This window comes from Rhizobium sp. BK316 (genome assembly GCF_014193695.1).
In the GTDB taxonomy this organism is placed as follows: Bacteria; Pseudomonadota; Alphaproteobacteria; order Rhizobiales; family Rhizobiaceae; genus Rhizobium.
Window position 1 is genome coordinate 496,078 of the sequence record NZ_JACHZR010000004.1, and the last position, 13,424, is coordinate 509,501.

At 60.0% G+C, this 13,424-nt stretch carries 11 protein-coding genes, 1 tRNA gene and 1 pseudogene; 8 read left to right on the forward strand and 5 right to left on the reverse strand.

The features are described 5' to 3' along the window. Positions 1-13: 13 nt before the first annotated feature. From FHT87_RS21295 to FHT87_RS21305, 3 genes and pseudogenes are all read right to left on the reverse strand, one after another. Complete coding sequence (locus FHT87_RS21295; RefSeq protein ID WP_183804751.1) at positions 14-1,150, reverse strand: NAD(P)/FAD-dependent oxidoreductase; 1,137 nt, start codon at positions 1,148-1,150, stop codon at positions 14-16. Between the two features lie 768 nt (positions 1,151-1,918). Further along, positions 1,919-2,602: pseudogene (locus FHT87_RS21300) on the reverse strand (haloalkane dehalogenase); the annotation flags it as partial. Positions 2,603-2,716: 114 nt separating this feature from the next. Next, a tRNA-Ser gene (locus FHT87_RS21305) sits at positions 2,717-2,806 on the reverse strand. A gap of 441 nt (positions 2,807-3,247) precedes the next feature. Between FHT87_RS21305 and FHT87_RS21310 the strand changes: the two genes are divergently transcribed. The 4 genes from FHT87_RS21310 (at position 3,248) to FHT87_RS21325 (ending at position 7,534) form a co-directional block, all read left to right on the forward strand. Continuing rightward, positions 3,248-4,423 carry a septal ring lytic transglycosylase RlpA family protein gene (locus FHT87_RS21310; protein WP_183804753.1) on the forward strand — a complete coding sequence of 392 codons (1,176 nt, stop codon included), beginning with the start codon at positions 3,248-3,250 and terminating at the stop codon, positions 4,421-4,423. Positions 4,424-4,506: 83 nt separating this feature from the next. Then, positions 4,507-5,700: a D-alanyl-D-alanine carboxypeptidase family protein gene (locus tag FHT87_RS21315; protein ID WP_183804755.1), complete on the forward strand. Its 1,194-nt coding sequence runs from the start codon at positions 4,507-4,509 to the stop codon at positions 5,698-5,700. Positions 5,701-5,835: 135 nt separating this feature from the next. Further along, positions 5,836-6,516: a dTMP kinase gene (tmk, locus tag FHT87_RS21320; RefSeq protein ID WP_183804757.1), complete on the forward strand. Its 681-nt coding sequence runs from the start codon at positions 5,836-5,838 to the stop codon at positions 6,514-6,516. Beyond that, entirely contained in the window at positions 6,509-7,534 is a 1,026-nt protein-coding gene (locus FHT87_RS21325; protein WP_183735067.1) for a DNA polymerase III subunit delta', read from the forward strand. Before tmk ends, FHT87_RS21325 begins: the two co-directional genes overlap by 8 nt. Before the next feature lie 103 nt (positions 7,535-7,637). On the opposite strand, the gene FHT87_RS21330 is transcribed toward FHT87_RS21325, so the two are convergent. Further along, a complete protein-coding gene (locus FHT87_RS21330; RefSeq protein ID WP_183735068.1) occupies positions 7,638-8,426 on the reverse strand; it encodes a sulfite exporter TauE/SafE family protein in 789 nt (262 codons plus the stop codon). 234 nt (positions 8,427-8,660) lie between these two features. Between FHT87_RS21330 and metG the strand changes: the two genes are divergently transcribed. The 3 genes from metG to FHT87_RS21345 are packed head-to-tail and all read left to right on the forward strand — an operon-like array spanning position 8,661 to position 11,815. Then, on the forward strand, positions 8,661-10,211 hold the full coding sequence (gene metG, locus FHT87_RS21335; protein ID WP_183804759.1) for a methionine--tRNA ligase: 1,551 nt from the start codon (positions 8,661-8,663) through the stop codon (positions 10,209-10,211). Positions 10,212-10,215: 4 nt separating this feature from the next. Beyond that, positions 10,216-10,998 carry a TatD family hydrolase gene (locus FHT87_RS21340; protein WP_183735070.1) on the forward strand — a complete coding sequence of 261 codons (783 nt, stop codon included), beginning with the start codon at positions 10,216-10,218 and terminating at the stop codon, positions 10,996-10,998. Positions 10,999-11,002: 4 nt separating this feature from the next. Then, positions 11,003-11,815 carry an MBL fold metallo-hydrolase gene (locus FHT87_RS21345; RefSeq protein ID WP_183804761.1) on the forward strand — a complete coding sequence of 271 codons (813 nt, stop codon included), beginning with the start codon at positions 11,003-11,005 and terminating at the stop codon, positions 11,813-11,815. Here the strand turns inward: FHT87_RS21345 and FHT87_RS21350 are convergent. Further along, positions 11,812-12,423, reverse strand: a complete 612-nt coding sequence (locus tag FHT87_RS21350) for a TerC family protein (RefSeq protein WP_183735072.1) — start codon at positions 12,421-12,423, stop codon at positions 11,812-11,814. The two genes, FHT87_RS21345 and FHT87_RS21350, sit on opposite strands and share 4 nt — an antisense overlap. 192 nt (positions 12,424-12,615) lie before the next feature. Here FHT87_RS21350 and FHT87_RS21355 point away from each other — a divergent pair, with 192 nt between their 5' ends. Then, entirely contained in the window at positions 12,616-13,284 is a 669-nt protein-coding gene (locus FHT87_RS21355) for a DUF2161 domain-containing phosphodiesterase (RefSeq protein WP_183804763.1), read from the forward strand. The last annotated feature ends 140 nt before the right edge of the window (positions 13,285-13,424 follow it).

Sequence of the window (13,424 nt, forward strand, 5' to 3'; positions counted from 1 at the left end):
GAGTGGCTGCCGATCAGGCGGGTTCTGCAAAGCGCTTTGTCTCACCGGCAAGTCGCGCCACCTTCTGCCCGATGGCCAGCGAGGCGGTCAGGCCGGGACTTTCAATTCCATAGAGCGCTATATAGGCGGGGTGACCGGTTTTCTCCGGCCCCTGGATCACGAAGTCACCGCCACCCGCAGCCGGGCCGGCGATTTTCGGACGGATGCCCGAATAGGCGGGCTGCAGCGCACCGTCCACCAGATCGGGCCAATAGCGGCGGATTGCGGAATAGAATTTATCCGCGCGGCGCGGATCCACATCATAGTCGATTGCCTCGACCCACTCGACGTCCGGACCGAAGCGGGCCTGGCCCGCGAGATCGAGCGTCAGGTGCACACCGAGACCGCCGGGTTCGGGAACCGGATAAATCAGCTGCTTTGCGGGCGCGCGGCCTGTCAGCGCGAAATAGCATCCCTTGGCGTAATGACGTGGCGGGATGGTGCTTGCGTCCAGGCCCAGCAACCTTTCAGAAAGCGTCCAGGCATTCAGACCAGCCGCATTCACCACGAGGCGCGCTTCAATTCTGACCGGATCGCGACCGCCGACCGACAAGCGAATTTTATCCGCAGCCAATTCGCCTTCGATGACGGGCGAATTGCAGACGATGGCTCCGCCATTGGACTCTATATCCGTGATGTATGCCTGCATCAGGCTGTGGCTATCGATGATGCCGGTCGATGGCGAGACAAGCGCCGCAAAGCCTCTGATCCGGGGTTCCCTGCGGAAGAGTTCCGCTGCATCGATCAGATAGCAGTCCTCCACTCCATTTGCATGAGCCTGGCTGGACAGCTTTTCGAGGTAGCCTAGCTCCTCCTCGCTCGAGGCGACGACGAGTTTGCCACAAGCCTTATGCGGGACGTTTCGCTCCCGGCAATAGTCGTAGAGCTTGTGTTTTCCGGCGACGCACAGCTCTGCCTTCAAACTGCCGGTGGCATAGTAGAGCCCGGCATGGATGACCTCGCTGTTGCGGGCCGACGTGATGCTGCCGGTCATTGGCTCCGCTTCGAGAAGAACCACCTCCCGGCCAGACATGGCAAGTTGGCGCGCCACCGCAAGCCCCACGACGCCTCCACCGACGACGACGCAGTCGAGGTCCAGTATCTCTACCATGCAACTCCCCTCTCATCGTCCGACTGCGGTGAGGCGGCCTCTCCGATCGAATTTTGGCCTCTCAGACCGCAGTCCGGCGCCTGTTATCGCTGGTAAAAGCTATCCCAAAAATGGGAATATGACGAAACAGGATTCGAGGACCAGCACGTCATGCATTGTCATGAGAGCCAATACTCTTTGGATGTAGGGCTACCAGATTGGCGATGGTTGATCGACGTGGTGCTCGTGCCGGGAGCGAAGGAGCGGTTCGACATCAAGGCGGAAGGGAATCAAATGAGGGCTCCCACTCAATACTCGGCGAGCCCCCGCATCGGGTTCGGTCATAGTAATCCTACTACCGCCGCATACCCACTTTCGTGGCGTAGCTGCCGATTCGCAATTCATCCAAAAGGGCTAGGCGCGAAGTGGACCCTGAACCGAGGTAAAGCAATTGGAATGTCGGGATTAAATCATTTTTGCAGACACAAAAGGCCACAGAAAGCTCGCCTGGATGGCAACCATTTCGTCCTTGTGCATCACCGTATATCAAGGCCCGAGACTAAGAATAACATCAAGTGAAAACGGTAACTTATAATGACAATGGCGGGCCATGCCCGGATGAACATGAGAATTATGTCTGCGGCATACCCCTCTAAATCCCTCCAAAATGCTCGCTCTGGGATGGGGCCTGAGCAGACATGTTCATATTTTGCCATACGCGATATCTATCTGGCGAGCGCTCCTGATCTACGGTTGGCATCGCGAATGGGATGGCCGCATCAGGGCCTGTCACCGAAGCCTAAGACGGTCGGCCCAAGATGCTATGGCTTCCGCAATCGCCTGGGGCTGATCTTCCGGGCAGACATGAGCGGCCGGTCCGCAGGACTTTATCTCGAGAGACGACATGTTCTCCCGTGCCCAACCGATCATTTTCGGCCCGATCATAAGGGTCTCCTCTGAACCTTCGAAAGTCAGCAGCAATTTCGGGATATCCGGCGACAAGCTGAGCCAGGCATTATAGTCTTCGATGCGCTTGACCGTATCGACGGGCTGACCCTCGATCGGCATTTCTCTCGGCCAGGCAAGCAGTGGACGCCTGCTCTCGCGAGTCGGATAGGGTTGCCGGTAGATGTCGTGTTCTTCCTGGCTCAGGCCCGATTGCACGGTGACCTTGAGCGCCTGCTCAATGAAGAAATTCTCGTCGAGGATTTTGGCTTCGCCGCTTCCGGGTGCGCGCAAGGTCTCATATCTTGTGCGCTGCCCTCCCGGAAAATCATCCCACGTCATTGGCCGCAGGATTGTTTCCATGACAACGAGGCCACGGACGCGGCCGGGATGACGTGCGGCCCAATCCATGGCGAGCCCGCCGCCCCAATCGTGACCGATCAGCACGACTTGATCGAGGGCCAGCTCGTCGAATCAGGCATCGAGATATCGCGCATGGTCCGCAAAGCGGTAGGCGATGTCGGGTCGTAAGGCCGAAGATATATCAGCTTTTGCCAAGCCCCTGGCGGCGACCAAGCGGCTAGAGTCGGTGACCGGGCAGCTACATCGCAGGATATCGCGCCGTGGCGGACACGACGGAGATGGCGGAAGAGGTGGGATTCGAACCCACGGTACGGTTTCCCGCACGCCGGTTTTCAAGACCGGTTCCTTAAACCACTCGGACACTCTTCCATCCAACTGATCTGGCTGGTCTTTGCCGGAAAGAAATCGTTCTTGACGAAGACTGCTTCCGTCGACAACCAAATCGCGGTTTGGCAGGCTTTATAGCGGTTCGAACTTCAGCGTCAACTTACTCTGGCATATCGAGCAGCAATCAGGAAGAAATGCCCCATTGCGGGGCGGGTGACAGCTCCACCCGGAACGGTTCTGTCACGAAGCGAAACCATCCGGTGCGGGGGATAAATGCCACTATTCCATTCCCGCACGGGTTAAATTCAACCAAACATTAACCATAACTATTAGAATTTGGCCTATCGTCGCGAAATCGTTCGCAAATTCGCCACGATATCCACAAGATTAAAGTCTCGTTAGGCAGGCGGGGAATAAGGCAGCTCCAACTCATTCACGAGTGAGTTCCTTAACCATAAAACGGTCTTGAGTGGCGTGGGGCATATGAAACTGAATTACGGGGCGGCGTCTTTCGCAACGACGGCACGGTGGCTGGCAATATCGGCCATGTGCGCAACAGTGGCGGCCTGCGGCACGACACAGGCGGTTCCCAAGAAAAAATCCCACGGCAAGGAATATTTCTCCGAAAGCGAATATGGCGTCAAAGCCAGCCCGCGCGTTGCCAACGGCAGCAATATCCCGAAGGGCGGCGGCCGCTACATGGTGGGCAACCCCTATGTGGTGAAGGGCAAGATGTACTACCCCAAGGAGGATTACTCCTATAACAAGGTAGGTATCGCTTCCTGGTATGGGTCTGCTTTCCACGGACGCCTGACGGCGAATGGCGAAGTCTACGACCAGATGCATCTTTCCGCCGCGCACCCGACCTTTCCGCTGCCGAGCTACGCACGTGTGACCAATACGGAAAACGGTTCGTCGGTGATCGTGCGCGTCAACGACCGCGGCCCGTACCATGAAGGCCGCATCATCGACCTTTCCAACAAGACGGCGTCCATGCTCGACCTGCAGCACAGCGGCACAGGCAATGTTCGCGTGCAGTATGTCGGGAGAGCGCCGCTCGACGGCCACGATATGCCATATCTAATGGCATCCTATGTTCCGAAGGGTAGCCGTATTCCGGGCGTCTATCCGGGCGGGGGCCAGATCGCGACAGGCGTGATGGTTGCCTCCAACAGCAAGAAGATCACCGGCGACCAGTTGCAGAGCCTTGGCGACTATTCCAGTCCTTCGCCTGCCAGCGTACCGGTACCATTCTCCTCGACAGCCTATGCAGGCTCCACGCCGAGCGCCAAATATCCGGGCGCCAAGTATCCGGGCTCTATACAGAGCGCCAAGTATAATGCAGCTCCGGCTCCGCAACTGGCCCCCGTGCCGATGCAGGCGCCGGCAGGCGGTCATTTCCTGACGCCGCCAGCCTTCGCCAATGGCGGACAGGCGATGCAGCAGATGGTGGTTCTGCCGGATATCGGTCCCATTCCCTATGAGCGCCCGAATGGCTGGTCAAAGGGCACGTCGCTTGCCATGAACTATCAGGAGGCAGTCGTCGTGAACGTTCCGCTCGCCTTCGACGCCGTGATGGTGCGCAATGACGGGCTGACGCAGGAATCGATCCTCGCGTCCTTCAAGCGACAGAATGGCGGCGCTGCAAAGGCGCGATAAAAACGCACAAGAAAGTGTAATTGCATCGGCTTCCGGCTCGCTTTACCCTCCTGAAACAACCCGCACGATCAATGGGATTAGCGATGTTGAAGCCGCTGCTTCGCCTCCTTGCATGCCTGCTTTTGCCTGCGTCTGCAGCCGTTGCCGCAGAAGGCACCGAGGCCGGATTCGTCACCAAGGCCGCTCAGGCCTATATGATCGAAGCTTCGACCGGAACGGTGCTTCTCGCCAAGAACGAGAATCAGGTCTTCGCGCCCGCTTCGCTTGCCAAGCTGATGACGATGGACCTCGTTTTCAGTGCCGTCAGCAAGGGTCAGATTTCGCTCGATACCGAATACCCCGTCTCCGAATATGCCTGGCGCACGGGCGGCGCGCCTTCGCGGGCGGCCACGATGTTTGCGGCGCTGAAATCGAAGGTCCGTGTCGAAGATCTGATCAAGGGCGTTGCGATCCAGGGCGCCAATGACGGCTGCATTATCCTCGCCGAGGGCATGGCCGGCAGCGAGGACCAGTTTGCGGCATCGATGACCCGGCGCGCCCGCGATCTCGGCATGGAAAAAGCCATCTTCGGCAATTCCACCGGGATTCCCGACGGCAAGAGCAAAGTGACGGCCAGGGAATTGGTGACGCTCGCCGTCGACCTGCAAGCTTCCTATCCCAATCTCTATCCCTATTTTGCCCAGCCGGATTTCGAGTGGAACAAGATCTTCCAGCGTAACCGCAATCCGCTGCTCGGCATGGATCTCGGCGCTGACGGGCTGGCGACGGGCTTTACGGAAGGCGAGGGCTATTCGATCGTCGCCTCGGTGCAGCGCGACGGACGGCGGCTCTTCGTGGCACTTGCGGGCATCGCCTCCGACAAGGAGCGCACGGAAGAAGCCAAGCGGGTGCTGGAATGGGGGCTGACGGCCTTCGAGAGCCACCAGGTCTTTGCCGACAAGGAAGTGATCGGTGCTGCAAGCGTCTATGGCGGCACGGCGCGCACGGTCGATCTCGTCGCCAAGGCACCGGTCAGCGTCTATGTTCCGATCAACAATCCGGACCGGCTCGCGGCCCGTATCGTCTATCACTGGCCGCTGATGGCGCCTGTGAAGGCCGACACGGAGGTCGGCACGCTTCGCATCGTTTCCGGCAACAGGATGCTGCGTGAGGTGCCGCTCTATACGGTGCAATCCGTCGAGGTGGGATCACTCAGCAGCCGGGCGATAGACGCACTCCTGGAGCTTGGCGAATCGCTGTTCTTCTCCTGGCTCTGGGACACGTCCGAGCAGAGCTGAAACCCGTATTGCGGGCGAATTTTTCGGCAATTTGCCGGGGAAGGTGAATATGTCGCCGCGGCAAAAGGTTTCGTTCCGCACTATCTTCGGATAGATAGAGGAAGAGTGCGGCGCTCAGAATGCGGGAAAGTATCATTGTCGTCCGGTACGGGATTGTTCGTTACGTTTGAAGGCGGAGAGGGCGCTGGGAAGTCCACGCAGATCCGCCGCCTTGCCGAAGCCCTGAAGGCCGAAGGCCATGACGTGCTGCTGACCCGTGAACCCGGCGGCTCACCGGGAGCCGAAGCGGTGCGCCATGTGCTGCTTTCAGGTGCTGCGGAAGCTTTCGGCACCCGCATGGAGGCGATCCTCTTTGCTGCGGCCCGTAACGACCACGTGGAAGAAGTCATCCGGCCGGCGCTTTACAAGGGCAAGATCGTGCTTTGCGACCGCTTCATGGATTCCTCACGCGTCTATCAGGGTGTCACCGGCAATCTGGAGGCGGAATTCATCGAGACGCTGCAGCGCATCGCCATCAACGGTGTCATGCCCGACTGTACGCTGATCCTCGATATTCCCGCCAAGCTGGGGCTTGAGCGCGTTATCAAGCGAAACGCCGGTGGTCCTGACCGTTTCGAGAAGGAAACGCTCGAAACGCATGAGAAGCGACGCGAAGCCTATCTCGATATCGCCGCGCGCGAGCCGGAGCGCTGCCATGTCGTCAACGCCACGCAGCCCGAGGAAGCAATCGCTGCCGAGATCCTCACAATCGTCAGACAGCTGCTGAGACCTGCCGCCGAAGGGCAACGGATGCCGGAAGCCGCGCATCATGAGTGACGACAGGCCCGGACTTCTTGACGGCGCCATATGGCCGGCCGAGAACACGAAGCTCTTCGGCCATGAAGAGGCCGAGGATTTCCTGGCGCAGTTCTATCGCTCCGGCAAGGGACATCATGCGATCCTGATCGAAGGACCCGAGGGCATCGGCAAGGCAACGCTCGCCTTCCGCTTCGCCAACCATGTGCTGTCGCATCCCGATCCGGCGAGCGCGCCGCTGCGGATTGGCGATCCGGATCTCAACTCAGCGGTCAGCCGGCAGATTACCGCGGGCGCGTCGCACAATCTCCTGCATCTGTCGCGGCCGGTCGATGAGAAGACCGGGAAGGTGAAATCGGCGATCACCGTCGACGAGGTGCGCCGGGCCGGCAAGTTCTTCTCGCAGACCTCGGGCACCGGCAACTGGCGTATCGTCATCATCGACCCCGCCGACGATATGAACCGGAACGCTGCAAACGCCATCCTGAAGATCCTCGAAGAGCCGCCGAAGCGGGCGATGTTCCTTGTTCTGTCGCATGCGCCGGGAAAGCTGCTGCCGACGATCCGCTCGCGCTGCCTGCCGCTGAAGCTTGCGCCGCTCGACGATGAAGCGCTGATTTCCGCACTTGCCCATCTCGGTATTCAGGGGGAGGGGCAGGCTCTGCTCTCTGCTGCAAAGGGCAGCGTGGGCGAGGCGCTAAAATTGCTGAACTATGGCGGCGGGGATATTATCGAAGCCTATAACGCGGTTCTGTTCTCCGAAGGGCCTGCGGCGCGCAAGGCCATGCACCGGCTTGCGGATGCGCTTTCGGGCAAGGAAAGCGACACGATCTTCGATTTCTTCGTGAGCCATGTGGGTGATGACGTGATGAACCGCGCGCGCATTGCGGCAGGCGAGGGACGAATTGCAGCGGCCGAACGCCTGGCTCGGCTCTATTCCGACATCACCGAGAAGCTGACCGTGTCCGACGCCTATAATCTCGATCGCAAGCAGACGATCATGGAAGTTCTTTCCGACATCAAGCAGCCCCGCCCGTAGAGCGTCCTGTGTCCATTCGGACGCACCAAGCACGTTCTACCTCTTTATTTTTATGCAATTCCGGATCCCAAACCGCTGCACACTCTTGTTGGAATTGCCCTGGTCAGCCGGCCAGCAACTTCCAGGCGACGATCGCAAGCGTGACGGCCAGCACGATACGGATGGTGCGCTCGTGCAGTTTCGGCGCAAGAAGGCTGCCGGCGATGATGCCGGGAATGGAGCCTGCAAGCAGGGCAAGCAGCATCGCCCAGTCGATCTCTCCGATGATCCAGTATCCCATGCCACCGATCAGCGTCAGAGGCACCGCATGGACGATGTCGGAGCCGACGATCTCACGCACATCGAGCCGCGGATAGAGGATGAGCAGGATCGTGACGCCGAGGGCGCCGGCGCCGACGGAGGTCAGGGTGACGAGCACGCCGAGCACAAAACCCAGAACAATGGTAAAGACTGCGACTGTTGCCGGCTTGGGAGGCATGCGATCGCCGATGGCGCGGCGGGCGAATCCGAGAATCTGGCTGCGGAATACGAGCATGATCGCGGTCATGACCAGAAGCCAGCCAAGTGCCGTGGTGATGGTGCTGGTCACGCCGATGCTCTTGCGATCGACACCGGCCATCAGCCAGAGCATCAGAAGCGCGGCCGGAACGCTGCCGGCTGCAAGACTGCCGACGATCTTCCAGTTGACGCGCCCATGCATGCCGTGGACGGCAGTGCCGGCCGTCTTGGTAATGGCAGCATAGAGAAGATCGGTTCCGACGGCCGTCGCCGGATGGACGCCGAAGAGGAGCACGAGCAGGGGCGTCATCAGCGATCCGCCGCCGACGCCGGTGATGCCGACCAGCGCTCCCACTACGAGACCGGACAGAGAATAGAGAGGCTCGAACGTCAAATGCGCGCCTCTGAGGGCGCGCGGCCATGACTATTCCGATCGATGAAAAATGGCACTTTGCTTCCGTCCCGCCCTCTTGTGGGAGAAGGGGTAGATTGCGCCAGAACGCGAGTCAAGCTCGCCACCGCGCGTCTTTGAAATCGTAGGAGGCTGCGAAACTTGATGTTTCGCTTGTGCGAGACATGCGCTAATAGCGGCTGACGATTTTTATAGAGTAAGCCGGAATTGGCCGCCATGACAGACAAGACCCCCTTCTACATCACGACCGCGATCTCCTACCCCAACGGCAAGCCGCATATCGGCCATGCCTATGAACTGATCGCGACCGATGCCATGGCGCGCTACCAGCGCCTCGACGGCAAGGATGTCTTCTTTCTGACGGGGACGGACGAACACGGCCAGAAGATGCAGCAGACGGCGCGCGCCGAAGGCATCACGGCGCAGGCGCTTGCCGACCGCAATTCCGGTGAATTCCAGGCGATGGCGAAGCTGCTGAACGCTTCGAACGACGACTTCATCCGCACCACGCAGGAGCGTCACCATGAGACCTCGCGGAACATCTGGAACCTGATGGCCGAGAATGGCGACGTCTACAAGGATTCCTATGCCGGATGGTACTCCGTGCGCGACGAAGCCTATTACCAGGAAAACGAAACCGAGCTGCGCGCCGACGGCGTGCGCTACGGGCCGCAGGGCACGCCGGTCGAATGGGTGGAAGAGGCAAGCTACTTCTTCAAGCTCTCCGAATACCAAGACCGGCTGCTGAAGCACTATGAGGAGAACCCCGATTTCATCGGCCCGGCTGAGCGCCGCAACGAGGTGATCTCCTTCGTCAAATCCGGCCTCAAGGACCTGTCGATTTCGCGCACGACCTTCGACTGGGGCATCAAGGTGCCGAACGACCCCTCGCATGTCATGTATGTCTGGGTCGACGCGCTTACGAACTACATCACCGCGACCGGCTATATCGAAGACCGCAACGGACCGCGGGCGAAATACTGGCCGGCCGATGTGCATATCATCGGCAAGGACATCATTCGCTTCCATGCCGTCTACTGGCCGGCCTTCCTGATGTCGGCGAAGCTGCCGCTGCCGAAGCGCGTCTTTGCCCATGGCTTCCTGCTCAACAAGGGCGAGAAGATGTCGAAGTCGCTCGGCAATGTCGTCGATCCCGTCAATCTGGTGAACCATTTCGGCCTGGATCAGGTGCGCTACTTCTTCCTGCGCGAAGTCTCCTTTGGCCAGGACGGCAGCTACAGCGAAGAGGCGATCGGCACGCGCATCAATTCCGACCTCGCCAACGGCATAGGCAACCTTGCCAGCCGCTCACTGTCGATGATCGTCAAGAACTGCGACGGCAAGATCCCGGAATGCGGACCGCTGACGGATGAGGACAAGGCGATGCTGGCGCAGGCCGACGCGTTGCATGCCTCGACGCGCGAGGACATGGGCAAGCAGCTCATCCACCGCGCACTAGCATCGATCATTGCCGTCGTCTCCGAAACCGACCGCTATTTCGCCGGCCAGGAGCCCTGGGCGCTGAAGAAGACCGATCCGGCGCGCATGGGCACCGTGCTCTATGTAACGGCCGAAGTCGTGCGCCAGATCGCCATTCTGCTGCAGCCTTTCGTGCCGGAATCGGCTGGCAAGCTGCTCGATCTCGTCGCCGCGCCTGCTGACAGCAGAGACTTCGCAGCGCTCGGCGAAGCCGGCCGTCTGGTGCCGGGAACGCCGCTGGAAACACCGAAGCCGGTCTTCCCGCGCTACGTGGCTCCGGAGGCTTAAAGCTGTGTTGATCGATACGCATTGCCATCTGGACTTTGCCGATTTCGAAGCGGAGCGCGACGAGATCGTGGCACGCGCCCATGCGGTCGGCGTTGCGCAGATGGTGACGATCTGCACCCGCGTGCGCAAGCTCGACGGGCTGCTCGCTATCACCGAGACATATCCTTCCGTCTTCTGCTCGGTCGGCACGCATCCCAACAATGCGGGTGACGAACTGGATATCCAGACGGAAGACTTGGTTCGCCTTGCCAATGCCCATCAGAAGGTCGTGGCGATCGGTGAGGCGGGTCTCGACTATTTCTACGACACGCAGAAGCCTGAGGACCAGCGGACCGGCTTTCGGCGCCATATTGCAGCCGCTCGGGAGACGCAGCTTCCGCTCGTCATCCACAGCCGCAGCGCCGATGCCGACATGGCTGCGATCCTGACCGAGGAAACGGGGAAGGGGGCCTTTCCCTTCATTCTGCATTGCTTCTCGGCCGGTCCCGAGCTTGCAAAGACCGGTGTGGAACTCGGTGGCTATATTTCCTTTTCGGGCATCCTGACCTTCCCGAAATCGGAAGAGCTGCGCGAAATCGCCAAGACCATTCCGCATGAGCGGCTGCTCGTCGAAACCGATGCGCCCTATCTGGCGCCGAAGCGCTGGCGCGGCAAGCGCAACGAGCCGTCCTACGTGGTGAATACGGCCGAAGTATTGGCCGATACGATCGGCCTTCCTTACGAGGATATGGCTCGGATCACCACAGATAACGCTTTCCGGCTGTTTTCGAAGATGCCGAGGATCTAGCGGCGTGTCACGGCGGCAGCGGTTCACCATTCTCGGCTGTTCGTCGTCGCCCGGCGTGCCGCGCATCACCGGTGACTGGGGCGCTTGCAATCCAGCCAATCCGAAGAACCGCCGGACGCGCGCATCCTTCATGATCCAGCAGTTCGCCGCTGATGGTGCTGAGACGGCGGTCGTGGTCGATACCGGCCCGGATTTCCGCGAACAGATGATCAGGGCAGGGGTCGGCCATATAGATGCGGTCCTCTACACCCATCCGCATGCCGACCATATTCACGGCATCGACGATCTGCGCGGTTATTTCCACAACACCCGCCGGCGCGTGCCGATCTTTGCCGAACCGTTCACCATGGACAGACTGCGGGAGGCCTTCGGCTATTGCCTGGAGACGCCGCCGGGCAGCAACTATCCGCCGATTGCACTGCCGATCGTGATCGAGGATCTGGAAAAGCCCGTCGAAATCCACGGGCGGGGCGGGACGATCGCTTGCATGCCGCTTCTGCAACAGCACGGCGAGATCCATTCGCTTGGCTTCCGTATCGGGGATGTGGCCTATTGCAGCGATGTCAGCGATTTCCCGCCACAGACGGTGGAGAAGCTACAGAACCTCGACATGTTGATCATCGATGCTCTGCAATATGTCTACCATCCGAGCCATCTTTCGCTGGAACAGTCGCTGGACTGGATCGAGCGGCTGAAGCCCAGGCGGGCGATCCTGACGCACATGCACACGCCGCTCGACTACGACGTGGTCATGGCGCAAACGCCGGACCATGTGGTGCCGGCGTTCGATCAGATGAGCTTCGAAGTCGAGGTTTAGCTGCCGATATAAGGCGCAATCTCGACGTATCCACGATGGATCATGTCCAGCGAGACATAGAGGATGATCAGCAGGCCGACATAGGCGATCCAGCGATGTTTGTTGAGCAGCCGGGCGATAAAGTTCGCGGCGATGCCCATCAGCGCAATGGAAAGACCGAGGCCTAGCACCAGCACGCTCGGATGTTCGCGGGCGGCACCGGCAACGGCAAGCACGTTATCGAGCGACATGGAAACGTCCGCGATGACGATCTGTGTCGCAGCCTGGAAGAAGGTCTTCCTCGGCGCTGGTGCGCTGGCTTCGGCCGAATGGTCTTCGCGGTGGCCGGCACGCAGCTCGCGCCACATCTTCCAGCAGACCCAGAGCAACAGCAAGCCGCCGGCAAGCAGAAGGCCGACAATCGCCAGAAGATAGACTGCGACAGAAGCGAACAGGATGCGGAGCACCGTTGCCGCCACAATGCCGACAAGGATCGCCTTGCGGCGCTGCGCGGCTTCCAGGCCGGCAGCAGCAAGGCCGATGACGACGGCATTGTCGCCGGCGAGAACAAGGTCGATAGCAATGACCTGCAGCAGAGCCGTCAAACCGGCCGCTGTGAAAATATCCATGTTGAATTACCCCCGGGAATACGCTTCGAGCGTGCTAGCGTCTTGAGGGTTTTCCGTCAACCTGCGAACGGGTGCGTTGATGGCCATCCACGGTCATTACGCGTAATCCGGCTGATGGCCATCGATGCGGTGTCCCGTATCAGCGGATCGATGTAGATTATCGAACGATTCGTTTCTTCGATCTGCAGGCCCATGGAAACTTCGCTTTATCTGCCCGTCAAAGGCTTCCTCGAAAAGGCAGGTTACGTCGTCAAGGGCGAAGTCGGCGGCTGCGACCTGGTCGGCTTAAGCAATGATGATCCGCCTGTGGTCGTGGTCTGCGAACTGAAGATGAGCTTCAATCTCGAACTTATCCTGCAGGCCGTTGACCGTGCGGCCGTTTCAGATGAGGTCTGGATCGCGGCACGGATCTCGGCCAGGGGCAAAGGCCGCGAAGCCGACAAGCGCTATCGCGATCTCTGCCGCAGGCTCGGCATCGGCATGCTCGGCATTTCCGACGCCGGCGACGTCAGCATCATCGTCGGTTCCGTATCGCCAATGCCGCGGACCAATCCGAAGCGACGTTCGAGGCTTATGCGCGAGCACCAGAAACGGCGCGGCGATCCGGCGCTCGGCGGCAGCACGCGTGCGCCAGTCATGACCGCGTATCGCCAGCAGGCGCTCGGCTGTGCGGCAGCGCTGACGTCAGGACCGTTGCGCATGCGCGATATCAGGGCCGGCGTGCCGGAGGCAGGCAAGATCCTGCAGTCCAATGTCTACGGCTGGTTCGAGCGGCTCGACAGAGGCGTCTATGGCTTGACGGATGCTGGACGGGAAGCGCTGCTGCGATGGCCGCAGCCGGAGATGCAGGCGGCTGAATAGTGGTTTGGGTACGTCTTTTAGTTCCATAATCTATCTTATGCGATCTTTGTATGTAGCCGCAAAGTTAAGGTGTCCTGATCCTGCAAAGTTAGAATGTCACTCTCCCCGGGTTTTGATGACCTGGGAGATTGCGGATGGGA

What these genes read in the sequence shown, in the direction of transcription:
- FHT87_RS21295 (WP_183804751.1), bottom strand. Translation starts at nt 1,150, where the DNA reads ATGGTAGAGATACTGGACCTCGACTGCGTCGTCGTCGGTGGAGGCGTC.
- FHT87_RS21310 (WP_183804753.1), top strand. Translation starts at nt 3,248, where the DNA reads ATGAAACTGAATTACGGGGCGGCGTCTTTCGCAACGACGGCACGGTGG.
- FHT87_RS21315 (WP_183804755.1), top strand. Translation starts at nt 4,507, where the DNA reads ATGTTGAAGCCGCTGCTTCGCCTCCTTGCATGCCTGCTTTTGCCTGCG.
- FHT87_RS21325 (WP_183735067.1), top strand. Translation starts at nt 6,509, where the DNA reads ATGAGTGACGACAGGCCCGGACTTCTTGACGGCGCCATATGGCCGGCC.
- metG (WP_183804759.1), top strand. Translation starts at nt 8,661, where the DNA reads ATGACAGACAAGACCCCCTTCTACATCACGACCGCGATCTCCTACCCC.
- FHT87_RS21350 (WP_183735072.1), bottom strand. Translation starts at nt 12,423, where the DNA reads ATGGATATTTTCACAGCGGCCGGTTTGACGGCTCTGCTGCAGGTCATT.
- FHT87_RS21355 (WP_183804763.1), top strand. Translation starts at nt 12,616, where the DNA reads ATGGAAACTTCGCTTTATCTGCCCGTCAAAGGCTTCCTCGAAAAGGCA.